Annotated in this window: 20 protein-coding genes; 11 read left to right on the top strand and 9 right to left on the bottom strand. The window is 68.0% G+C overall.

All coding sequences use genetic code 11. From position 1 onward, the window contains the following. Positions 1–170, top strand: a 170-nt coding sequence (locus GD429_RS37790; protein ID WP_176730071.1) for a 4Fe-4S dicluster domain-containing protein, incomplete at its 5' end; no start/stop codon positions are given. 148 nt (positions 171–318) lie between these two features. On the opposite strand, the gene aroC is transcribed toward GD429_RS37790, so the two are convergent. The 3 genes from aroC to GD429_RS37805 form a co-directional block, all read right to left on the bottom strand. Beyond that, the gene (gene aroC / locus GD429_RS37795) at positions 319–1,419 is read right to left on the bottom strand and encodes a chorismate synthase (RefSeq protein WP_152865029.1); all 1,101 of its coding nucleotides are present in this window, start codon (positions 1,417–1,419) and stop codon (positions 319–321) included. 245 nt (positions 1,420–1,664) lie between these two features. Then, positions 1,665–3,599, bottom strand: coding sequence for an MFS transporter (locus GD429_RS37800; RefSeq protein ID WP_152865031.1), 1,935 nt, complete (start codon positions 3,597–3,599; stop codon positions 1,665–1,667). Positions 3,600–3,741: 142 nt separating this feature from the next. Then, complete coding sequence (locus GD429_RS37805) at positions 3,742–4,197, bottom strand: CBS domain-containing protein (RefSeq protein ID WP_006488504.1); 456 nt, start codon at positions 4,195–4,197, stop codon at positions 3,742–3,744. A 161-nt stretch (positions 4,198–4,358) separates the two neighbouring features. On the opposite strand from GD429_RS37805, the gene GD429_RS37810 reads away from it, so the two are divergent. Beyond that, the gene (locus tag GD429_RS37810; RefSeq protein WP_152865033.1) at positions 4,359–4,676 is read left to right on the top strand and encodes an Mpo1-like protein; all 318 of its coding nucleotides are present in this window, start codon (positions 4,359–4,361) and stop codon (positions 4,674–4,676) included. 16 nt (positions 4,677–4,692) lie between these two features. Here GD429_RS37810 and GD429_RS37815 read toward each other — a convergent pair whose 3' ends face one another. Next, positions 4,693–6,021 (bottom strand): YihY family inner membrane protein, encoded by a 1,329-nt coding sequence (locus tag GD429_RS37815; RefSeq protein WP_152865035.1) that lies wholly within the window; start codon positions 6,019–6,021, stop codon positions 4,693–4,695. Positions 6,022–6,165: 144 nt separating this feature from the next. Here GD429_RS37815 and wrbA point away from each other — a divergent pair, with 144 nt between their 5' ends. The 4 genes from wrbA to GD429_RS37835 are packed head-to-tail and all read left to right on the top strand — an operon-like array spanning position 6,166 to position 9,471. Next, complete coding sequence (gene wrbA, locus GD429_RS37820) at positions 6,166–6,786, top strand: NAD(P)H:quinone oxidoreductase (protein ID WP_152865037.1); 621 nt, start codon at positions 6,166–6,168, stop codon at positions 6,784–6,786. After that, positions 6,783–7,175, top strand: coding sequence for a DUF2069 domain-containing protein (locus tag GD429_RS37825; RefSeq protein ID WP_152865039.1), 393 nt, complete (start codon positions 6,783–6,785; stop codon positions 7,173–7,175). The genes wrbA and GD429_RS37825 overlap by 4 nt, the downstream gene beginning before the upstream one ends. Before the next feature lie 18 nt (positions 7,176–7,193). Further along, complete coding sequence (locus tag GD429_RS37830) at positions 7,194–8,615, top strand: FAD-binding oxidoreductase (protein WP_152865041.1); 1,422 nt, start codon at positions 7,194–7,196, stop codon at positions 8,613–8,615. Positions 8,616–8,640: 25 nt separating this feature from the next. Beyond that, positions 8,641–9,471: a metallophosphoesterase gene (locus GD429_RS37835; RefSeq protein ID WP_258281987.1), complete on the top strand. Its 831-nt coding sequence runs from the start codon at positions 8,641–8,643 to the stop codon at positions 9,469–9,471. A gap of 78 nt (positions 9,472–9,549) precedes the next feature. Here GD429_RS37835 and GD429_RS40825 read toward each other — a convergent pair whose 3' ends face one another. Then, on the bottom strand, positions 9,550–9,714 hold the full coding sequence (locus GD429_RS40825) for a hypothetical protein (protein WP_193727316.1): 165 nt from the start codon (positions 9,712–9,714) through the stop codon (positions 9,550–9,552). A 117-nt stretch (positions 9,715–9,831) separates the two neighbouring features. Further along, the gene (locus GD429_RS37840) at positions 9,832–10,773 is read right to left on the bottom strand and encodes a LysR family transcriptional regulator (RefSeq protein WP_152865043.1); all 942 of its coding nucleotides are present in this window, start codon (positions 10,771–10,773) and stop codon (positions 9,832–9,834) included. Positions 10,774–10,930: 157 nt separating this feature from the next. Here GD429_RS37840 and GD429_RS37850 point away from each other — a divergent pair, with 157 nt between their 5' ends. Genes GD429_RS37850 through GD429_RS37865 form a run of 4 tightly spaced genes read left to right on the top strand, consistent with a single transcriptional unit; the run spans position 10,931 to position 15,972 of the window. After that, complete coding sequence (locus GD429_RS37850; RefSeq protein ID WP_321575123.1) at positions 10,931–12,664, top strand: efflux transporter outer membrane subunit; 1,734 nt, start codon at positions 10,931–10,933, stop codon at positions 12,662–12,664. Between the two features lie 15 nt (positions 12,665–12,679). Then, the gene (locus GD429_RS37855; RefSeq protein ID WP_152865045.1) at positions 12,680–14,884 is read left to right on the top strand and encodes an FUSC family protein; all 2,205 of its coding nucleotides are present in this window, start codon (positions 12,680–12,682) and stop codon (positions 14,882–14,884) included. Further along, entirely contained in the window at positions 14,881–15,084 is a 204-nt protein-coding gene (locus tag GD429_RS37860) for a DUF1656 domain-containing protein (RefSeq protein WP_011351756.1), read from the top strand. Before GD429_RS37855 ends, GD429_RS37860 begins: the two co-directional genes overlap by 4 nt. A 12-nt stretch (positions 15,085–15,096) precedes the next feature. Then, complete coding sequence (locus tag GD429_RS37865) at positions 15,097–15,972, top strand: HlyD family secretion protein (RefSeq protein ID WP_152865048.1); 876 nt, start codon at positions 15,097–15,099, stop codon at positions 15,970–15,972. 21 nt (positions 15,973–15,993) lie between these two features. Here the strand turns inward: GD429_RS37865 and GD429_RS37870 are convergent, their stop codons facing one another. Further along, on the bottom strand, positions 15,994–17,667 hold the full coding sequence (locus GD429_RS37870) for a methyl-accepting chemotaxis protein (RefSeq protein ID WP_152865050.1): 1,674 nt from the start codon (positions 17,665–17,667) through the stop codon (positions 15,994–15,996). A 403-nt stretch (positions 17,668–18,070) separates the two neighbouring features. On the opposite strand from GD429_RS37870, the gene GD429_RS37875 reads away from it, so the two are divergent. Further along, entirely contained in the window at positions 18,071–19,309 is a 1,239-nt protein-coding gene (locus tag GD429_RS37875) for an MFS transporter (RefSeq protein ID WP_152865052.1), read from the top strand. Between the two features lie 66 nt (positions 19,310–19,375). On the opposite strand, the gene GD429_RS37880 is transcribed toward GD429_RS37875, so the two are convergent. After that, positions 19,376–20,173, bottom strand: coding sequence for a 5'-methylthioadenosine/adenosylhomocysteine nucleosidase (locus GD429_RS37880; RefSeq protein WP_152865054.1), 798 nt, complete (start codon positions 20,171–20,173; stop codon positions 19,376–19,378). Next, on the bottom strand, positions 20,170–22,533 hold the full coding sequence (locus tag GD429_RS37885) for a UvrD-helicase domain-containing protein (protein ID WP_152865056.1): 2,364 nt from the start codon (positions 22,531–22,533) through the stop codon (positions 20,170–20,172). Before GD429_RS37885 ends, GD429_RS37880 begins: the two co-directional genes overlap by 4 nt. Between the last annotated feature and the right edge of the window lie 30 nt (positions 22,534–22,563).

Consider the following 22,563-nt stretch of genomic DNA (forward strand, 5'->3'; position numbering starts at 1 on the left):
GCCCGGCGGCCGTGTACGAGTTCGTGAAGAACGACGACGGCAGCGATCGCCTCGTGATCAACGCGCAGAACTGCGTGCACTGCAAGACCTGCGACATCAAGGACCCGACGCAGAACATCGTGTGGGTTACGCCCGAAGGCGGCGGCGGGCCGAATTACCCGAACATGTAAGCTGCCAGAACGCGCCGCCATGAGCGGCGCGTTTTATGGGCCACGGCAGACTGCTGCAAACGAAACGGGGCGCTGCATCACGCAGCGCCCCGTTTGCATTCGTCGCTCGACGGTCGAGACGAGGCGCACCGCGCCCCGCCCGCTTGCGTCAGGTCGCGCTGCCCGCGATCTTCGGCGTCGTCGTCTCGACGTCGCCGCACTGCGCGCGATGACGCAATGCATGGTCGATCAGGACCAGTGCGAGCATCGACTCGGCGATCGGCGTCGCGCGGATGCCGACGCACGGATCGTGGCGGCCGAAGGTCTCCACCGTGGCCTCCTCGCCGGCCTTCGTGATCGAACGGCGCGGCGTGCGGATGCTCGACGTCGGCTTGATCGCGATCGACACGGTGATGTCCTGTCCCGTCGAGATCCCGCCGAGCACGCCGCCCGCATGGTTGCCGACGAAGCCGCCCGGCGTCAGTTCGTCGCCGTGCACGGAGCCGCGTTGCGCGACGCTGTCGAAGCCCGCACCGATCTCGACGCCCTTCACCGCGTTGATGCTCATCATCGCCTTCGCGATGTCCGCATCGAGACGGTCGAACACGGGCTCGCCCCAGCCGACCGGCACGCCCGACGCGACGACGTCGATGCGCGCGCCAATCGAGTCGCCATCCTTGCGCAGCGCATCCATGTAGGCCTCAAGTTCCGGAACGACCGCCGCGTTCGGCGAGAAGAACGGATTCTCGTGCACGTACGACCAGTCGACGAACGGCACGTCGATCTCGCCGAGGCCGCTCATGTAGCCGCGCACCTCGACGCCGAAGCGCTCGCGCAGCCACTTCTTCGCGACCGCACCCGCGCCGACGATCGGCGCGGTCAGGCGAGCGGACGAACGGCCGCCGCCGCGATAGTCGCGGATGCCGTACTTCTGCCAGTACGTGTAATCGGCATGGCCGGGACGGAACGTCTCGACGATGTTGCCGTAGTCCTTGCTGCGCTGGTCGGTGTTGCGGATCAGCAGCGCGATCGGCGTGCCGGTCGTCACGCCTTCGAACACGCCCGACAGGATCTCGACCTCGTCGGCTTCCTGCCGTTGCGTCACGTGCCGCGACGTGCCGGGCTTGCGGCGATCGAGCTCGACCTGGATGTCGGCTTCGGTCAGCCCCATCCCCGGCGGGCAGCCGTCGATCACGCAGCCGATCGCGGGACCGTGCGATTCGCCGAAGGTCGTGACAGTGAAAAGCGTGCCGAGGGTATTGCCGGACATGATGGAACCGCCCAATGAGAAATGGGCAAACCGATGCGCTGCCCAAGCCGCAGGCAGGTCGATCGTTTGCCGGTCGAGAAAAAGAGGTAAACCGCTATTATGCCAGCCGTCCCGGGCCCGCGGGCCGCATGAAACGCCGGCCGGGCGCACGGTACGGGCATGCACGGCCCGGCCGGTGCGGCCGGAAGCCCGCTCCGGCCGACTTGCAGCCGAATACCTGCCCGCGCGATGCCGGCGCGCGCCGCCTACTTCCGCGCGCCGCGCAGCTCGGTCACCGCGGCCTGCAGCGACTCGGGCGTCGCGACCGACGCCGGAATCGGCTCGCCGACCGCCAGCGTCAGCCGGCTCATCACGCCGCGCTTGATGGGCCGCGGCATCCGCGCATCGGAATGCCGTGAGAAATAGCTGCCCCAAAGCCCGCGCAGCGCCATCGGAATCACCGGCGCCGGCGTGCGGCTCAGGATTTCGGTGATGCCGTGGTGGAACGTATTGATGTCGCCCGTTTTCGTCAGCTTGCCCTCGGGGAAGATACACACGAGTTCGCCGTCCTTCAGCGCGGCCTCGCACGCGTCGTACGCGCGCGCGAGCATCCCGGGATCCTCGTGGCGCGGCGCGATCGGGATCGCCTTCGCATGCCGGAACACCCAGCTCGCGAAGCGCGTCTTGAAGATCCGGTGATCCATCACGAAACGGATCGGGCGCGGGCTCGCGGCGGCCAGCACGAGCGCATCGACGTAGCTGACGTGGTTGCACACGAGCACGGCCGCCCCCTCCGCCGGGATCCGCTCCGCGTGCACGAGGCGAATCCGGTAGAAGGTGTGCACGAGCACCCACGCGACGAAGCGCAGCAGGAACTCGGGCACGAGCAGGTAGATATACGCGGCGACGATGACGTTCAGCAGCGCGGTGACGAGGAACAGGCCCGGGATGCCGACGCCGGCCTTGGTCAGCCCCATCGCCATCACGGCCGACAGGATCATGAACAGCGCGTTCAGGATGTTGTTCGCAGCGATGATCCGCGCACGGTGCGTCGGTGCGCTGCGGCTCTGGATCAGCGCGTACAGCGGCACGCTGTAGAAGCCGCCGAACATCGCGAGCAGGAACAGGTCGGCGAGGATGCGCCAGTGGCGCGCGCCGGCCAGGAATTCGCCGACCGACAGCAGGTGGCCGGGCGACGGCAGCGCGTGGCTCGCGAAATACAGTTCGATCGCGAACACGCTGATGCCGATCGAGCCGAGCGGCACGAGGCCGATCTCGACGCGCCGCTGCGACAGGCGCTCGCACAGCAGCGAACCGAGGCCGATGCCGACCGAGAACGTCGCGAGCAGGATCGTGACGACGTCGGGGCTCGCGGACAGCACGTCCTTCGCGAAATTGAAGAACGACGTGAGGAACGTCGCGCCGACGAACCACAGCCACGAGATGCCGAGCAGGCTCAGGAACACGGTGCGGTTCTGCCGCGCGAGCCCGAGGTTGCGCCAGGTCTCGCTGAACGGATTCCAGTTGATCGCGAGATCGGGCTGCGGCGCCGGCGTGGACGGCACGCGCTGCGCGACGAGCCGCCCCGCGAGCGCGATGACGACGACGCTCACCGCGAGCACGCGCTCGCCGCCGCCTTCGATGCCCGCGGCCGCGCCGCCGATGATCGTGCCGATCAGGATCGCGATGAACGTTCCCATCTCGACGAGACCGTTGCCGCCGACCAGTTCGTGCTCGCCGAGATGCTGCGGCAGGTACGAATACTTGACGGGCCCGAACAGCGTCGAGTGCATCCCCATCATGAACGTGCACAGATACAGCAGGGTCGCGCTGTGCATGACGAAGCCGGCCGCGCCGACCAGCATCAGCACGATCTCGAAGGTCTTCACGAAGCGCGTGAGGGTCGCCTTGTCATACTTGTCGGCGATCTGGCCGGACGTCGCCGAGAACAGCACGAACGGCAGGATGAAGATCGCGGAAATCAGGAATGCGGCCGTTTTCGCGTCGACGCCGGAGAACCGTGCGGTGTGATAGGTGACGAGCGACGTGAAGCCGATCTTGAAGACATTGTCGTTCAGCGCACCGAGGAACTGGGTCGTGAAGAACGGTGCGAAACGGCGCTCGCGCAGCAGGTCGAACTGCGATGCGTGGGCGCGGCGTTCGTCGCGCCGCCCCGGAGTGGCTTGCGTTTGATCGCTCATGCGGAATACGCGCGCGTCGTCTTGGCGAAGCTGCGCGGGCCTTGTCGTGTTGTCGTTGAAAAAACGGCGGCGCAGGACAAACCTGCGCCGCCGCATGCCGGATGGCGACGCCCGCGCATCAGGGCGCAGGGCGCGGCGCGGTTCACGGCTTGTGCGCTTCGGCTTCCGATTCCGGCCAGTCGCGGATGTATGCCTTCAGCATCCGGTTCTCGAAGCTCTGCGCCTCGACGACCGTCTTCGCGACGTCGTAGAACGAAATGACGCCCATCAGCACCTTCTTGTCGAGCACGGGCATGTAGCGCGCATGGCGCTCGAGCATCATCCGGCGCACTTCGTTGACGTCCGTTTCCGGCGTGCACGTGAGCGGCTCGTCCATCACCTTGCGCACCTGCACGTCGCCGATCGCGCCGCCGTTGACGTGCAGGCGCAGGATGATCTCGCGGAACGTCAGCATCCCGACGAGATCGCCGTACTCCATCACGACGAGCGAACCGATGTCGTGCTCGGCCATCGTATCGACCGCTTCGCGCAGCGGTTTATCGGGCGTCACCGTAAACAGCGTGTTGCCCTTCACTTTCAGAATATCGCTGACGCGCATCGTAGTCCCCTCATGCTTGAATGCAAATCCTCTTTCGATCCTATCGGAAAGCCTGTCAAAAGGAAAGCGCGGGCCGGCGCGGCGGGCCGCCCCGCCGCTTGCGGACACCGGCCGCCGGCCGCACAATGACCCCATGAACAGCGGCCCGAGGAGACACGGCCATGGCGCATACGCATTCGGAGCAATTCGCCAGCTTCGCTGATTTCTACCCGTATTACCTGAACGAACACCGGAACCTGACGTCGCGGCGGCTGCACTTCATCGGCTCGCTCGGCGTGATCGGCTGCGTCGCGATGGCGATCGCGACAGGCAACTGGCTGTGGCTGCCGGCGGCTGTCGTCTGCGGCTACGGGTTCGCGTGGGTCGGACACTTCTTCTTCGAGAAGAACCGCCCGGCCACGTTCCGGCACCCGATCTACAGCCTGATGGGCGACTGGGTGATGTTCAAGGACATCTGCATCGGCAAGATTTCGCTGTAGCCGCCGGGTGCGGCATTCAAGCGGGCCGCGGCGGCCGCGCGTGCGGGTCGGGCACGCCGTCCGGCGTCGGCCCGGAGATGCCCGCCGGCTGCGCGCCCGCGAGCCGATGCGCGGCGATCAGCGACGCGAGCGACACGTCGAACCGGTCGCTCGACAGCACCGCGAGCAGCGCCGCGCCTTCGACATGACTGCGGCGCCGCTGCAACTGGTAGGTCAGCTCCGTGCGGTCGATCACCAGCACGTCGAACAGTTGCGCCAGGGTCAACTGCTCCGGGTTTGCCAGCAGGACGTAGCGCGGCGCGGCGTCACCGCTGTCCAGTCGCGCGACCCATTCGCGTTCCTCCATGGTCGTCAGCAGCCGTTGCGCGGTTTCCATGTCGCAGCGCAGCATGGCCGCGAGCCGCAGCGCCGCGTACCCGGGCTTGCCGGCCGCGCGTGCCTCGGCAAGCCGCGCGAGCAGTTCGAGCGCATCGAGCAGGTCGCTGCCCGGATAGTGGATGCGATGGAACTGGCCGACGCGGATCGCCGGCAGCGCGGAGGTCACCATCGCACCGAGCAGCGCGACGAACCAGCTGAGATACACCCACAGCAGAAACACCGGCAGCGCCGCGAACGCGCCGTACACGGCCGTATAGGTCGGAATGCGCCGCACGTAATAGCCGAAGCCGCGTTTCGCGAGCTCGAACGCGACGGCCGCGAACAGCCCGCCGATCACCGCGTCGCGCCATGCGACCGTGCAGTTCGGCAGGTACACGTACAGCAGCGTGAACGCGAGCACCGTCAGCGGCAGCGACGCAAGCGCGAGCAACCACTCGACGATCGACGTGGACGGACCCGCACCGGTGAACGCGAGCGACTGCGTGAACAGGTACGACGAGATCGACAGGCTCACGCCGAACAGCAAGGGCCCAAGCGTGATCAGCGCCCAGTACGCGAGCACGCGCTGCGCGAACGGCCGCGGCTTGCGCACCCGCCAGATCAGGTTGAAGGCCGATTCGATCGTCATCATCGTCATCACCGACGTGACGACGAGCACGATCAGGCCGGCCGTCGTCAGCCCCTTGGCCTTCGACGCGAACTGGTTCAGGTACTTGAAGATCTGGACGTTGAACTGCGCGGGCATCAGGTGATCCGCGAGGAACCCCTGCAGCGAGATCTGGAACGACGCGAACATCGGGAACGCGGTAAACAACGCGAACGCGACCGTCACGAGCGGCACGAGCGCCAGCATCGTCGTAAACGTCAGACTGCCCGCCACTTGCGGGATGCGATCCTCGGCGCTGCGCCGGGCCGCGAACTGCGCGAGGCGCTTGATGGTGTCGAGATCGACGCTCAACTTCGGCAAACGGCTTCTCCTTCTTGATGCGATGCGCGTCACGGCGCGCCGCCGCCGCGCTGCGCGACGGCTTCAGCCCCTATAATAGCCGCTCGATCCAGCAGGGGCCGACTGCACCGGGCACGCGCGCGGCCGCACGCGGCTCCGTAGCCCATGAAAGACATTCTCGTCCTTTACTACAGCCGTCACGGCGCCACGCGCGATCTTGCGCTCGCGATCGCGAACGGCATCGACAGCGTGCCGGGCATGCAGGCGCGCATCCGCACCGTGCCGCCCGTGTCGACCGTCTGCGAAGCCAGCGCCCCCGACATCCCCGCCGACGGTCCGCCCTATGCGGAACTGCGCGACCTCGAGGAATGCGCGGGCCTCGCGCTCGGCTCGCCGACCCGCTTCGGCAACATGGCCGCCTCGCTCAAGTATTTCCTCGACGGCACGACGCCGCAATGGCTGTCGGGCGCGCTGACCGGCAAACCGGCGAGCGTGTTCACGTCGACGGGCAGCCTGCACGGCGGCCAGGAATCGACGTTGCTGTCGATGATGCTGCCGCTGCTGCATCACGGGATGATGATCGTCGGGATTCCGTACACCGAATCCGCGCTCAGCACGACGCGTACCGGCGGCACGCCGTACGGCGCGTCGCACGTGTCGCAGCACGATCGCGCCGAGCCCGGCGGGCTGTCGGCGGACGAAAAGGCGCTCGCAGCCGCGCTCGGCGTGCGGCTCGCACGCGCGGCGGCCGCCCTCTCCAACGCCCAGGCCGCCGAAATCGCATGAACGCGCCCGCCCGCCCCGCCGTCGCGGCCCGGCCGCGCTACGCGCTGACCGCCGTCGCATGCCTCGTCGCGCTGATCGCGCTGTCGCTCGCGTGGGAGCTGTGGCTCGCGCCGCTGCGCCCGGGCGGCTCCGCGCTGATGCTGAAGACCGTGCCGCTCGCGCTCGCACTGCCCGGCGTCTGGCGGCGTAACATCTATACGATGCAGTGGGCGAGCATGCTGATTCTCGTCTATTTCGCCGAAGGCATCGTGCGCGGCATGTCCGATCGCGGGTTGTCCGCGACGCTCGGCTGGTGCGAGACCGCGCTTGCCGTCGGCTTCTTCGTGGCGGCGCTGGCGTACGTCGCGCCGTTCAAGCGCGCGGCGAAAAAATCGCGCGCCGCGTCCTGACCCTTACGCGACAAGGTGATGATGTCTCCCGAAGCTTTCGTTTCCGCGTGCCGCGACGCGATCGGCGCCGACCACGTGCTGACCGATCCGCACGATACCGAACCGTTCCTGACCGACTGGCGCCGCCGCTACAAGGGGGCCGCGTGCGCGGTGCTGAAACCCGCGAACACTGCCGAAGTCGCCGCGCTCGTCAAGCTGGCCAACGCGCACGGCATCGCGCTCGTGCCGCAAGGCGGCAACACGGGCCTCGCCGGTGGCGCGACGCCCGACTCAAGCGGCAGCCAGGCCGTCCTGAGCGTCGCACGCCTGAACCGCGTGCGCGCGCTCGATCCGCACAACAACACGATCACCGTCGAAGCCGGCGTAATCCTCGCCGACATCCAGGCGCGCGCCCGCGAAGGCGGCCGGCTGTTCGCACTGAGCCTCGCGGCGGAAGGCAGCTGCACGATCGGCGGCAACCTGTCGACCAATGCGGGCGGCACCGCGGTGCTGCGCTACGGCAACGCGCGCGAGCTGTGCCTCGGGCTCGAGGTCGTGACGCCGCAAGGCGAGATCTGGGACGGCCTGCGCGGGCTGCGCAAGGACAACACCGGCTACGACCTGCGCGACCTGTTCATCGGCGCGGAAGGCACGCTCGGGATCATTACCGCTGCCGTGATGAAGCTGCATCCGCTGCCGGCCGCGCAAGTCACGGCGCTCGCCGCGCTCGAATCGCCGCACGCGGCGCTCGATTTCCTCGCGCTCGCGCAGCGCGCGGCCGGGCCGCTGCTGACCGGCTTCGAGTTGATGTCGGATTTCTGCATGCAACTGGTCGGCAAGCACTACCCGCAACTGCGCTACCCGTTCGCGCAGACGCATTCGCAGACGGTGCTGCTCGAACTGTCCGACAACGAAAGCGAAGCGCATGCGCGCGCGCTGTTCGAGAAACTGATGGAAGAAGCGTTCGAGGCCGGGCTCGTGGTCGACGCGGTGGTCGCGGAGAATCTCGCGCAGTCGCGCGCGTTCTGGGACCTGCGCGAGCACATCCCGCTCGCACAGGCCGACGAGGGGCTCAACATCAAGCACGACATCGCGGTGCCGATCTCGTCGGTCGCGCGGTTCATCGACGAAACCGACGCGGCGATCCAGCAGGCCGCGCCGGGCGCGCGGATGGTCACGTTCGGCCACCTCGGCGACGGCAACCTCCACTACAACGTGCAGATGCCCGAAGGCGGCGATCCGAAGGCGTTCCTCGCCGCGTTCCAGGCGCCGATCAACCGGATCGTCTACGACAACGTGCACCGCCACCACGGCACGATCAGCGCGGAACACGGCATCGGCCAGTTGAAGATCGACGATGCGCAGCGCTACAAGTCGCCGGTCGAAACGACGCTGATGCGTACGCTGAAGACCGCGCTCGACCCGCGCGGCCTGATGAATCCCGGCAAGGTCCTGCGCTGAAGCCGCCCACTCAGGAGCGAAGCCCGTGAAAATCCGCGTACTGTCCGACCTGCATCTCGAAAGCAACCAGCCCGACGTGATCGCGCATGCCGACGCGGATCTCGTCGTGCTCGCCGGCGACATCCACAATCACGCGGAAGGCCTGCGCTGGGCCGCCGAGACGTTCGACCCGGCAGTGCCGGTGGTCTACGTGCCGGGCAACCACGAGTACTACGACGGGGAATTCGGCGCGCTGGAGACGGCGATGCGCGACGCGGCGCATGCGCTCGACAACGTGCACTACCTGAACAACGGCGTCTACGTCGATCCCGAACAGCGCTTCCGCGTGCTCGGCACGACGCTGTGGGCCGATTTCTCGCTGTTCGGCAGCGACGAAGCCAGCATCGCCACCTCAATCGAAGCCGCGCTGCGTGTGATGCTCGATTTCAAGGGATTGATCCAGGTGACCTGGCCGCACGACGCGGCGCTGCATGCGGCACCGGGCGCGGCGGAACGGGATTTCTCGCCGGCCGACGCGATCGCGCTGCATCGGCAAGGCCGCGCGTGGCTGGAAACGCAGCTCGCGGTGCCGTTCGCGGGGCGGACGATCGTCGTCACCCATCATGCGCCGCACCGGCGCTCGCTGGCGGAACGCTACGCGGAAGATCTCGCATCGGCGGGGTTCGTCACGGATATGGCGGAACTCGTGCGGCCGCCGGTGGATTTGTGGATCCACGGCCACACGCATACGTCATTCGACTATGTTGCGGACGGCGGCACGCGCGTGGTGTGCAATCCGCGCGGCTACATCCGCCGGCGCACCGGCGAACTGGAAAATACCGCGTTCACGTGGGACAAGGTCGTCGAGCTCGGCTGAACGCCGGCCCGCCCGGCCGCGTTGCGCGGCCTTCTCCGACCGGAGCTGATACGGGCAGTACGGGCTGATATGGCTCGATCAGCGGTCGCTGCGGCGCGATCCGTGCTGTGCCGCGCGCACGCGCACCGGCACCGGCTTCAACCGTGCCTTCGCCTTCATCGCACGCAGCAGGTCGCGGGTCGCCGCGGCGGCAGCGGCCGCGCCAAGCAGGACTCCAAGGCCGATCATCAGGTGCGTATCCATTGCTACTCCGGGGTGACGTATGTCGATTACTTTAACAGTATCAAACTGTCCGACACGCGTTCGTAAAAAAATGTTGCGTGAAGGACAAATCTCGTCAGATTGCGATCAACCGCGCTGTCATGTCGCACGCGTGTACAGCTCGAGCGCGGCTTCGTCGGCTGCGAGCGTGGACGGCAGCTCGTCGCGCAGGAAATCGACCCAGGTACGGATTTTCGCGTCGAGGTACTGACGCGACGGATACAGCGCATAGATGTTCATCACGTGCGACCGGTATTCGGGCATCACGCGCACGATGTGCCCGCTGCGCAGCCAGCCGATCGCCGAATAGAGCGGCAGCCCGCCGATCCCCATCCCCTCCCGCACGGCCACCGCGAGCGCCTCGGCGACGTTCACGCGGAACGGCGGCGCCGTGATCGGAACGACCTCTTCGCCGTTCGGCCCCGCCAGCGCCCATTCGTCGTAGTGAAAGCCCGGCGCGACCATCCCGAGGCACACGTGCTGCGCGAGATCCGCCGGCCGCTGCGGCACGCCATGCGCCTCGACGTAGCCGGGCGACGCGCACACGACGCTGTAGCTCTCGCCGAGCCGCTGCGACACGAGCCCCGAATCGGGCAGGTCGCGGCCGACGACGATCGCGACGTCGTAACCCTCATCGAGCAGGTCGGGCATGCGCTGCGCGAGCGTCAGTTCGACATGCACGTCCGGATAGCGCTCGCGATAGCGTGCGATGGCCGGCACCAGGTAGTGCTGGCCGAGGCTCGTGAAGCAATGGACCTTCAGCTTGCCCGACGGGCGCGCGTGCGCGTCGCCGGCCTCGGCTTCGGCCTGGTCGACGTACGCAAGGATCTGCTCGCAGCGCTGCAGGTATCGCTCACCGGCCTCGGTCAGCGCGATCCGCCGCGTCGTGCGGTTCAAGAGCCGCGTGCGCAGGTGCGCCTCGAGATCGGAGACCGCGCGCGACGCATAGGCGGTGGTCGAATTCATCTGCTGGGCGGCCGCGGTAAAGCTCCCCGCGTCGACCACGCGGACGAATACCCGCATGTTTTGTAACGTATCCATCCGTTTACCCATTTGAATCCGGAGGGATTGTTGCACAGGGGCGAACAAATATTGTCTCAGGATTCGTAAAAATGACTTGCACCGTTGTCCGTTTATTCAGGAATCACTGAAAAATATAATCGCATCCGACTCATCTATATCCGAAAGGGAGAAAATCGTGCAGTCTCCGGCGACAAAAGGGACGCTCGCACTGGCGGTTCTTGCAGTCTCATTAATAATGGCCGGATGCGCGAGCATGGGCGACAACAAGCCGCAGTCGGCCCGCATCGAAGCGAACGCGCTCGACGCCGGCGCCGCGATCCGCGCCGCCGACCGCGACGCGGGCTGGCCCGCGGCCGACTGGTGGCGCGCCTACCGCGATCCGCAGCTCGATTCCTGGATCGCCGCCGCGCAGGCCGGCAACCCGACGCTCGCGGCCGCCGAGGCACGCGTGCGCGAAGCGCAGGCGATGGCGCGCGTCGCCCGCTCGGCCGAACTGCCGCAGATCAACGGCAACCTGTCGCTGATGCGCGAGCACTGGCCCGACAACGTGTTCTACGGCCCGGGCCCGCTCGCGAACGCCGATACCTGGAACAACACCGGCACGCTCGGCCTGTCGTACCACCTCGACCTGTGGGGCAAGGACAAAAACGCGACCGAGCGCGCGCTCGACACCGCGCATGCGACCGCCGCCGACGCGCGCGCGGCGAAGCTCGAACTCGAAGTCAACGTCGTGCGCGCGTACGTCGGCATGTCGATGAACTATGCGCTGCTCGACCTCGCGCACGAAACGTTCGAACGCCAGCGCTCGCTCGCCGATCTCGCGCGCAAGCGGCTGCAGGCCGGCCTCGGCACGCAGCTCGAAGTGAGCCAGGCGGAATCGACGCTGCCCGACTACGAGCGCCAGATCGACAGCTATGAAGAAGCGATCCAGCTCGCGCGCCACCAGCTCGCCGCACTGGCCGGCAAGGGCCCGGGCGCCGGCGACGCGATCAAACGGCCGCAGCTTTCGCTCGACACGCCGGCCGGCCTGCCGTCGGCGATGCCGGCCGACCTGCTCGGCCGCCGCCCCGATGTGGTCGCGGCGCGCTGGACGGTGGACGCGCAGGCGCGCGGCATCGATGTCGCGAAGGCGTCGTTCTACCCGAACATCGACCTGCTCGCGACGGTCGGCGGCTTCGGCGTGACCGCGCCGTTCACCGACTTCCTGCGCGCGATGAACGGCGGCTGGACGGCCGGCCCCGCGCTGACGCTGCCGATCTTCGAAGGCGGCCGGCTGCGCGCGCAGCTCGGCGCGGCGAATGCCGGCTACGACCAGGCGGTCGAGCGCTACAACCAGACGATCGTCGGCGCGCTCAAGGACATCGCCGACCAGGTCGTGCGGATTCGCTCGCTCGATACGCAGAAGAAGGACGCCGCGCGCTCGGTGGCCGCCAACGACCGCAGCTACCAGTTGTCGCGCGAGGGCTTCCGCCGCGGGCTGACCGATTACGTGAACGTGCTGATCGCGCAACAGCAGTTGCTGCGCGCGCAGGAGACGGCGGCCCGCATCGATGCGGAACGCCTCGCCGCGCACGCGCAGCTGATGGCCGCGCTCGGCGGCGGCGTCGAGACGGGCAAGGACGTTCGGGGCGGCCATCCGTCGGACGACGAGCCCGCCGCCGGCGCCGCCACGTCGGGCGCGAAGCCCGTGGCGGCCGTTGCCCGCCCCGCGCAGGTCGCCGCTGCTGGCTCGTCTGGCTCGTCTGGCTCGTCTGGCTCGTCTGGCTCGTCTGGCTCGTCTGGCTCGTCTGGCTCGTCTGGCTCGTCTGGCTCGTCTGGCTCGTCCGGCATGTCCGGCATGTCCGGCATGTCCGGCATGTCCGGCATGTCCGGCATGTCCGGCATGTCCGGCATGTCGGCCGCACGGTAACGCGGAGCGCCCGCCATGTCAGCCTCCTCCCCCGCTTCCACGCACGCCGGCGGTCCGCTCGCGGCCTGGTCCGCCGCGTTCGGCGACTGGGCCCGCAGCGACGGCGCCGCGTGGCTCTACCTGTTCAAGGCACTGCTCGCCGCGTTCATCGCGACCGGCGTGTCGATGCGGCTCGACCTGCCCGCGCCGAAAACGGCGATGACGACGGTGTTCATCGTGATGCAGCCGCAAAGCGGCGCGGTGCTCGCGAAGAGCTTCTACCGCGTCGCCGGCACGATCTTCGGGCTCATCGCGACGCTCACGTTCGTCGGGCTGTTCCCGCAGCAGCCGCAACTGTTCCTCCTGGCGGTCGCGCTGTGGGTCGCGCTGTGCACGGCCGGCGCCGCGCGCAACCGCAACTTCCGCAGCTACGGCTTCCTGCTGGCCGGCTACACGACCGCGCTGATCGGGCTGCCCGCGTCGCAGCACCCGGACGGCGCGTTCATGAGCGCGCTGACGCGCGTTGCCGAAATCATGGTCGGGATCGTGTCGGCCGGCGTGGTCAGCGCGCTCGTGTTTCCGCAGTACACGGGCGAGCAGATGCGCACGACGGTGCGCAAGCGCTTCGGCAGCTTCGTCGACTATGTCGCGTCGGCGCTGTCGGGCAAGCTCGACCGCGCGCATATCGAAACCATCCATACGCGCTTCGTCGCCGACGTGGTCGGGTTCGAGGCGGCGCGCAGCATGGCCGTGTTCGAGGATCCGGATACGCGGATGCGCAGCGGCCGCCTCGCGCGGCTGAACAGCGAGTTCATGAGCGCGTCGAGCCGTTTCCATGCGCTGCACCAGTTGATGAACCGGCTGCATGCGGCCGGCGCGCAGGCCGCGATCGACGCGATCGAGCCGTACTTCCGCGAGATCGCACCGCTGCTGCTGACGCCCACGGGCGAACCCGTGCGCACGTCGACCGACGCGGGGCACGCGGCCGAGCAACTGCTCGCATGGCGCGACGCGCTGCCGCGCCGCATCCGCGCGACCCGTGCGGCACTCGAAACGCAGCCGGACTTTCCGCTGCTCGACTTCGATACGGCCGCCGAACTGCTGTACCGCTTCATCACCGACCTGCACGAGTACGCGGCGACCTACGCGTCGCTGTCGACCGCGACGCACGAGCGCGAGCGCTGGATCGAACGCTACGAACCGCGCACCAACATGACGGCGATGGTGATCGCGGCGATTCGCACCGCGACCGTGATCCTCGTGCTCGGCTGGTTCTGGATCGAGAGCGCGTGGCCGAGCGGCGTGACGCTCACGCTGACGGCGGCGGCCACCTGCGCGCTCGCGTCGTCGACGCCGCGCCCGACCGCGATGTCCGCGCAGATGGGCATGGGCACGGCACTCGCCGTCTGCACGGGCTTCCTGCTGACGTTCGGCATCTATCCGCACATCGACGGCTTCCCGCTGCTGTGCGTCGCGCTCGCGCCGCTGCTCGCGATCGGCATCTTCATGACGCTGAAGCCGAAGCTCGCGGGCTACGGGATGGGCTACCTGATCTTCTTCAGCTTCCTCGCCGGCCCGGACAACATCACGCACTACGACCCGACCAGCTTCATGAACGACGCGCTCGCGCTCGTGCTGTCGATGCTGGCGTCGGCGATCGCGTTCGCGGTGCTGTTCCCGCCGACCGCGCCGTGGCTCAAGAAGCGGCTGTTCGCCGACCTGCGCCACCAGGCCGTCGCGGCCTGCCACGCGCGGCTCGCCGGCTTGCGCACGCGCTTCGAGAGCGGCGCACGCGACCTGATGTACCAGGCGCACACGCTGTCGGCCGACCAGCCCGACGTGCAGCGCGACGCGCTGCGCTGGATGTTCGCGGTGCTCGAAACCGGCAACGCGGCGATCGACCTGCGCCACGAGCTGGCGACGCTGCCGTCCGACCCGCGCTATGCGCCGGCAATGCCGTGGCGTCGCGCGATCGAGACGATGCGCGGCTCGCTGTCGACGCTGTTCTCGAAGCCGAGCGCCGCGCGCTTCGATGCGACGCTCGCCGCGACCAATGCGGCGATCGACGCGACCCGGCAAACGCTCGACGCGTTCGAGCCGACACGCGACGAGCGCCATCGGCTGCAACGCATCCTGAGCCATCTGCATTTCGTGCGCACCGCGCTGCTCGATCCGGAATCGCCGCTCGAGTCGCTCAACCGCAACCGCCCCGTGCGTCCCCAACCAGGAGCCTCGTCATGATGCCGCGTGAAATCGCCATTCTCGATGCCTACATGCCCACGGTGGTGCTGATGTTCGTCCTCGGCGCGCTCGCGACCTGGGCCGTCGACCGCCTGCTTGCCTACACGGGCCTCTACCGTCTCGTCTGGCACCCGTCGCTGTTCCGGGCCTGCCTTCTCGTCTGCATTTGCGGCGGACTGAGTCTTGCCGTTTACCGTTGATTCCGAACCATCATGATTCTCAGAAAACTCTTCGGCTTCGTCGCGACCGCCGTCATCCTTGTCGTCGCGATCCTGATCGGGCGCTCGCTGTGGGTGCACTACATGGACGATCCGTGGACGCGCGACGGGCGCGTGCGCGCCGAGATCGTCAACGTCGCGCCGGACGTGTCGGGTGCGATCGTCGAGCTGCCCGTGCATGACAACCAGCTCGTGAAAAAGGGCGACCTGATCATGCAGATCGACCCGTCGCACTACCAGATCGCGGTCGAGCAGGCGCAGGCGGCCGTTGCCGCCCGCCGCGCGGAACTGCAGATGCGCCGCGACGACGCGGCCCGTCGTGCCGATCTCGACGCGCTCGTCGTATCGAAGGAAAACCGCGAGAACGCGGCGCACAGCGCGTCGAGCGCCGATGCGCAGTACCAGCAGGCGATCGCCGCGCTCGACGCCGCGAAGCTCAATCTCGAACGCACGCGCGTCGTCGCGCCGGTCGACGGCTACATCACGAACCTGCAGACGTTCAAGGGCAACTACGCGGTGGCCGGCCAGGCCAAGCTCGCGATCGTCGACAGCCACTCGTTCTGGGTCTACGGCTATTTTGAGGAAACCAAGCTGCCGCGCGTGAAGATCGGCGCACCGGCCGAAATGCGGCTGATGAGCGGCGGCGTGATGAAGGGCCACGTCGAAAGCATCTCGCGCGGCATCTACGATCGCGACAACCCGCAAAGCCGCGACCTCGTCGCGGACGTGAACCCGACCTTCAACTGGGTGCGCCTCGCGCAGCGCGTGCCGGTGCGCATCCGGATCGACGAAGTGCCGGCCGACGTGGTGCTGTCGGCAGGCACGACCTGCACGGTCATCATCGATCCGGACAAGCAGAAGAAGTCGTAAGCACGGGACGGTCGGGCGCGCTCAGGCCGCGATGCGAAAGCGCCCGACCAGCGACTTCAACGCCTGAGCCTGTTCATCGAGTGCGTTCGCCGCCGCAGCAGCCTGTTCGACGAGCGCCGCATTCTGCTGCGTGCCGGCGTCCATCTGCGTGACCGCGCGGCCGATCTCTTCGATCCCGGCGCTCTGCTCGTCCGATGCCGCCGAAATCTCGCCGATGATGTCGGTCACGCGCTTGACCGCGCGCACGACGTCACCCATCGTGCGGCCCGCGTCGTGCGCGAGCGCCGCGCCGTTCGCGACGCGCTCGACCGATGCGCCGATCAGCGCGCGGATCTCCTTCGCCGCGGTCGCCGCGCGCTGCGCGAGCAGGCGCACCTCGCCCGCGACCACCGAGAAGCCGCGCCCCTGTTCGCCGGCGCGCGCGGCCTCGACCGCCGCATTCAACGCGAGAATGTTGGTCTGGAACGCGATCCCTTCGATCGTGCCGATGATCTCGCGAATGTTCTTCGCGCTGTCGTCGATCTCGCTCATCGTCGCGACCACGCGCCCGACGACTTCACCGCCCGTTTCCGCAACGGCCGACGCATTGGCGGCAAGCGTGCTCGCCTGCCGCGCGTTCTCGGCGTTCTGCCGCACGGTCGACGTGAGCTGCTCCATGCTGGCCGCCGTGCGCTCGAGCGCGACGGCCTGCTGCTCGGTGCGTCGCGACAGGTCGAGATTGCCGGTCGATATCTCGCCGGATGCAGCCGCGATGGCCTCGGCGCTGACGGCGATCTCGCCGACGGTCGCCGCGAGCCCCGTCTGCATCTCGGCCAGCGCGCGCACCATGCTGTCGCGATCGTGCCGGCCGAGCGCGATCGGTCGCGTCAGGTCGCCGCGCGCGATGTCGGCCGCAATCGCCTTCGCGTGCGCCGGCTCGCCGCCGAGCTGCGACGCGAGGCGCCGCACGACGCGTTCGGCGATCGCGATCGCGAGCACGATCAGCGCGGCCGTCATGATCGCGATCATCGCAAACGACGACGAGAAGATGGTGGCGGACGCATCGAGCGTCGCCTTCGATTTCTCGCCGCGCGTCTTCACGAGTTCGGCGACGAGTTTTTCGAGCTTGCCGGTTTCGACCAGCAGCGACACGTCCTGCGTGCCGACCTGCCAGTTCATCTGCGACAGGTCGAGCGGCTGCGCGCGCACGAGCGCGACGAAATCGCGCAGATGCGCGCTCCACGTGCCGACCGCCGTCGAGAACGCACGCAGCCGCGCCGAATCGCCGGCGTCGGCCGGATCCGCATAGCGCTGCAGCGTGCCGAGCGCCTGGCCGATCGACGCGAGCCCCGCGCCGACCTCGGCGCCCAGTTCGTCGCGCTCCTTCGCGGTGGTCGCGGTCAGCAGCATCTTCTGCGCACGGCTCGCCCGCAGCACCTCGGCCCGGACTTCCTGCGCCGCGCGGCTCGCGACGTGGCCCTGCTCGTAGACCGACGAGATCGACGCGTTCAGCCGGCTGATCTGCCACAGCGAAAACACGCCGATCGCGAGCGTGCCGGCCAGCAGGATCGCGAACGCGGCGCGCAAGGTCGCCTTGACGGTCCACGGCCGGCGCTCGCGACGCGCCGCGCGCGGGCGCCGTGCGGCGCGACCGGCGGCAACGTCGGGTGCGGCGGCGGCCGCACCCGGCTGCGGATGCAATGATGCTGCTTTCATCGATAACTCCCCGTATGGATCACGCTGCCGGAAAGGTCGGTTCCGGCGGTCCGCGATGGCAGGCCATGCCGTGCGTCCTGCGCCTGCACGGCGGGTAGCCGGTGCCGGGCGCGGCGCACCTGTGGTCATTGGGTCGTTCTACGGCCGCCACCGCCGTTTCTTGAGTCCGGTAAAACACGCACCGGGCCCCGGCGCGGCCCCGCAGTCACGCAGACGCGCCGCCAGCGTTATACCCGGTCAAAAAAACGGGTAACGGCCGATCTGTAGGACGAATGTCCGATTCGCGATAAAACTTGGCCTGACATTCTCGATACGCCACATTACACTTCTTTGACGCATCAACGATTCAAAACGCGCCGATCCCCATCAGAGCGCGCCCGTTACCTCAACTCGTTCAGCTCACATGGAAACCAGCCTCGACACCCGAGCCGCCGGCGCAGCCGCCGCGCAGCCGTCCGCGCCACCCGCACCCCGCACCGTCTATCCGGTGCTCGGCGCGATCAGCTTCTCGCACATGCTCAACGACATGATCCAGTCGTTGATCCTCGCGATCTATCCGATGCTCAAGAGCCAGTTTGCGCTGTCGTTCGCGCAGATCGGCCTGATCACGCTCACCTACCAGATCACCGCGTCGCTGCTGCAGCCGCTCGTCGGCCTCTATACCGACAAGCGTCCGAAGCCGTATTCGCTGCCGGTCGGGATGGGCTTCACGCTCGCGGGGCTGCTGCTGATGTCGGTCGCGCCGAACTTCCCGATGCTGCTGGTGGCCGCGGCGCTGGTCGGCTGCGGCTCGTCGGTGTTCCATCCCGAATCGTCGCGCGTCGCGCGGATGGCGTCGGGCGGCCAGCACGGGCTCGCGCAGTCGGTGTTCCAGGTTGGCGGCAACGCGGGCTCCGCGCTCGGGCCGCTGCTCGCCGCGCTCGTGATCATTCCGCACGGCCAGCACAGCATCGCGTGGTTCTCGGCGGCCGCGCTCGTCGCGATGGTCGTGCTCACGCAGATCGGCCACTGGTACAAGAAGCATCCGTCGATGAAGAAGAAGGCCGCGGCGGCCGGCCACCCGACGCTGTCGCGCGGCCGCGTGATCGGTGCGATCGGCGTGCTGGTGCTGCTCGTGTTCTCGAAGTACTTCTACCTCGCGAGCATCAACAGCTATTTCACGTTCTACCTGATCGACAAGTTCCACCTGTCGGTGCAGGCCGCGCAGATCCACCTGTTCGTGTTCCTCGCGGCCGTGGCGGCCGGCACGCTGATCGGCGGGCCGGTCGGCGACCGGATCGGCCGCAAGTACGTGATCTGGGTATCGATCCTCGGCGTCGCGCCGTTCACGCTGCTGCTGCCGTACGCGAACCTGTTCTGGACGAGCGTGCTGACCGTGATCATCGGCATCGTGCTGGCGTCGGCATTCGCCGCGATCCTCGTCTATGCGACGGAACTGATGCCCGGCAAGGTCGGGATGGTCGCGGGCCTGTTCTTCGGCTTCGCGTTCGGCCTCGGCGGCGTCGGCGCGGCCGTGCTCGGCCAGCTCGCCGACGCGACGAGCATCACGTTCGTCTACAAGGTGTGTTCGTTCCTGCCGCTGATCGGCGTGCTGACGGTGTTCCTGCCGAACCTCGAAAGCAGCCGGCGCAAGCAGGCGTAACGAGCCGGCCGCGACGTGCGCGCCGCGGCCGGTCGAACGGCTTGAACGGAGAAAACGACGGCGGCTTCAGGCCGCCGCCGTCGCATGCAGCGTCAGGAAACGCGTGAGGATGCCGGACGAATAGCTGCTCGCGATCGCCGACAGGAAGTGCGAGAACGACTGCGTCGCGTGATCGTCGGCCGTATCGGAGATCGTGCGCACCAGCGCGAACGGCACGTCGTGCTCCGCGCACACCTGCGCGATCGCGGCACCTTCCATTTCTACCGCGAGCGCGTCCGGCAACGCGTCGCGCAGCGTGACGACCTCGCGCTCGCTCGACACGAACCGGTCGCCGCTGATGATGAGCCCGGCGTGCAGCGTCGCGCCGGCGAGCCCGAAGCGTTCGGCGAACCGCCCGCCCTCTTCCGCGACGAACAGCGTGCACGCGGCCCTGAGACGGGCCGTCAGTGCCGCGTCGGTCGCGAAACGCGTGATGCCGAGCAGCGGCACCTCGTAGCGCGGAAAGAGCGGCGACGCGTCGAGATCGTGCTGCAGCAGCGTATCGGCCACGACTACGTCGCCGACGCGCACCGCGCTCGACACGCCGCCCGCGACGCCGGTGAACACGACGCCCGCCACGCCGAACACGTGGATCAGCGCACTGACCGTCGCGGCGGCCGCGACCTTGCCGACCCGCGCGAGCGTGATGACGCAGGCCGCGCCGTGCACGGTGCCGACGTGGTAATCGCGGCGGCCGAGCGTGACCGTCTTCATCGCGCCGTCGGCGCGCATCGCGGCGATCAGGTCGCCGAGTTCCTCGGGCAGCGCGGCCAGAATGCCGAGCGGGCGGATCGAAGCCGTGGCAACCATGTCGATGCCCATCATTCCACCGCCTGCAGTTTCGCGACCGCGAGCGCGAGCCACTTCTCGCCGTGCCGCTTGAACTTCACCTGCGCCTTCGCATCGGTGCCGTTGCCTTCGAGTGCGGTGACCGTACCTTCGCCGAACTTGGTATGGAACACCTGCTGGCCGACCCGGAAGCCGGCGCCGGCCGCGCGCTGCTTGTCCGCGAACGCGGGCAGCGGCGCGGACACCGCTGCATCGACGATCTGCTCGCGGCTGCCGCCGCCCGGCCGCGCAAACCAGTCGCGCCCGTACCCGGCGTTGTCCGAACGCCCGCCCCAGCGCGAACCGGCCTCGACCTTCGGCGTCAGCCACTTCAGCACGTGCTCCGGCAACTCGTCGAAGAAGCGCGAACGCACGTTGTAGCGCGTCTGGCCGTGCAGCATCCGGCTCTGCGCGAACGACAGGTAGAGCCGCTCCTTCGCGCGCGTGATCGCGACATACATCAGCCGGCGCTCCTCCTCGAGACCGTCCGATTCGAGCACGCTGTTCTCGTGCGGAAACAGCCCTTCCTCGAGGCCGGTGATGAACACGGCCGAGAATTCGAGCCCCTTCGCCGCGTGCACCGTCATCAGTTGCACGGCGTCCTGCCCGGCCTGCGCCTGGTTGTCGCCGGCCTCCAGCGACGCATGCGACAGGAAACCGGCGAGCGGCGTCATCGTGTCGGGGTTCTGCGCGGGATCGCCTGGCGACGCGGGATCGAGTACGTCGACCGCCGGATCGTCCGTCGCCGCGCCGAGCTCGGGCGCCGCAATCGCGCCCGCGCGCAGCGGGATCGAGCGGGCCGGCGTGTCGAGCCCGTAGCCTTCCTCGCTGACGAACGCGGTGGCCGCGTTCACGAGTTCCTGCAAGTTCTCGAGACGGTCCTGGCCTTCGCGCTCGCCCTGGTAGAAATCGGCGAGACCGCTCGCGCGCACGACATGCTCGACGGTCTCGGGCAGGCTCATCTGCTGCGTGTCGGCGCGCATCTTCGCGACCAGGTTCGCGAACCCGCCGAGGCTCATCCCGGCCTTGCCCGTCACGTACGGGATCGCGGCCGCCATCGAGCAATCGTAGAGGCGCGCCGCATCGGCGAGCTGCTCGATCGACCGCGCGCCGATGCCGCGGGTCGGGAAGTTCACGACGCGCACGAACGCCGTGTCGTCGTTCGGGTTGTCGATCAGGCGCAGGTACGCGAGCGCATGCTTCACTTCCTGGCGCTCGAAGAAGCGCAGGCCGCCATACACGCGGTACGGGATGCCCGACGACATCAGCGTGTGCTCGATCGAACGCGACTGCGCGTTGCTGCGATACAGGACGGCGACTTCGCTGCGCGCCATCCCGGTGTTGATCAGCGAGCGGATCTCTTCGACGATCCAGCCGGCTTCCTGCGAATCGGTGCTCGCCTCGTACACGCGCACGGGCTCGCCGTGGCCCGCATCGGTGCGCAGGTTCTTGCCGAGACGGTGCGCGTTGTTCGAGATCAACTGGTTCGCCGCATCGAGGATGTTGCCGTGCGACCGGTAGTTCTGCTCGAGCTTGATCAAGTTGCGCACGCGGAATTCGTCTTCGAAGTCGCGCATGTTGCCGACGTTCGCACCGCGGAACGCGTAGATCGACTGGTCGTCGTCGCCGACCGCGAAGATCGCGTTCTGGCCGCCCGCGAGCATCTTGAGCCACGCATATTGCAGCTTGTTGGTGTCCTGGAACTCGTCGACGAGGATGTGCTTGAAGCGCGCCTGGTAGTGCGCGCGCAGCGGTGCGTTGTACGCGAGCAGTTCGTAGCAGCGCAGCAGCAGCTCGGGGAAATCGACGACGCCCTCGCGCTGGCACTGCTGGTCGTACGCCTGGTACAGCTCGACGAACTTGCGGTTGAAGCTGTCGGTCGCGTCGACCTTGTCGGGACGCAGCCCCTGCTCCTTCGCGTTGTTGATGAAGTACTGGACGTTCTTCGGCGGGTACTTCTCGTCGTCGACGTTCGCCGCCTTCATCAGCCGCTTGATCGCGGACAGCTGGTCGGCCGTGTCGAGAATCTGGAAGGTCTGCGGCAGGCCGGCGTCGCGCCAGTGCGTGCGCAGCATCCGGTTGCACAGGCCGTGGAACGTGCCGATCCACATCCCGCGCGTGTCGATCGGCATCATCGCCGACAGGCGCGCCATCATCTCGCGCGCGGCCTTGTTCGTGAAGGTGACGGCGAGCACGGTGGGCGGCGACGCATAGCCCTGCTGGATCAGCCACGCGATGCGCGTGATCAGCACGCGGGTCTTGCCGCTGCCCGCCCCTGCGAGGATCAGCGCCGGTTCGTTCGGCAACGTGACGGCGGCGTGTTGTTCGGGGTTCAGATTGGCGAGCAGATCGGGCATGGAGCGGCGGCGGACGGGCGAGAAAAATGC

This window comes from Burkholderia sp. BE17 (genome assembly GCF_009362305.1).
GTDB classification, from domain to species: domain Bacteria; phylum Pseudomonadota; class Gammaproteobacteria; order Burkholderiales; family Burkholderiaceae; genus Burkholderia; species Burkholderia pyrrocinia_C.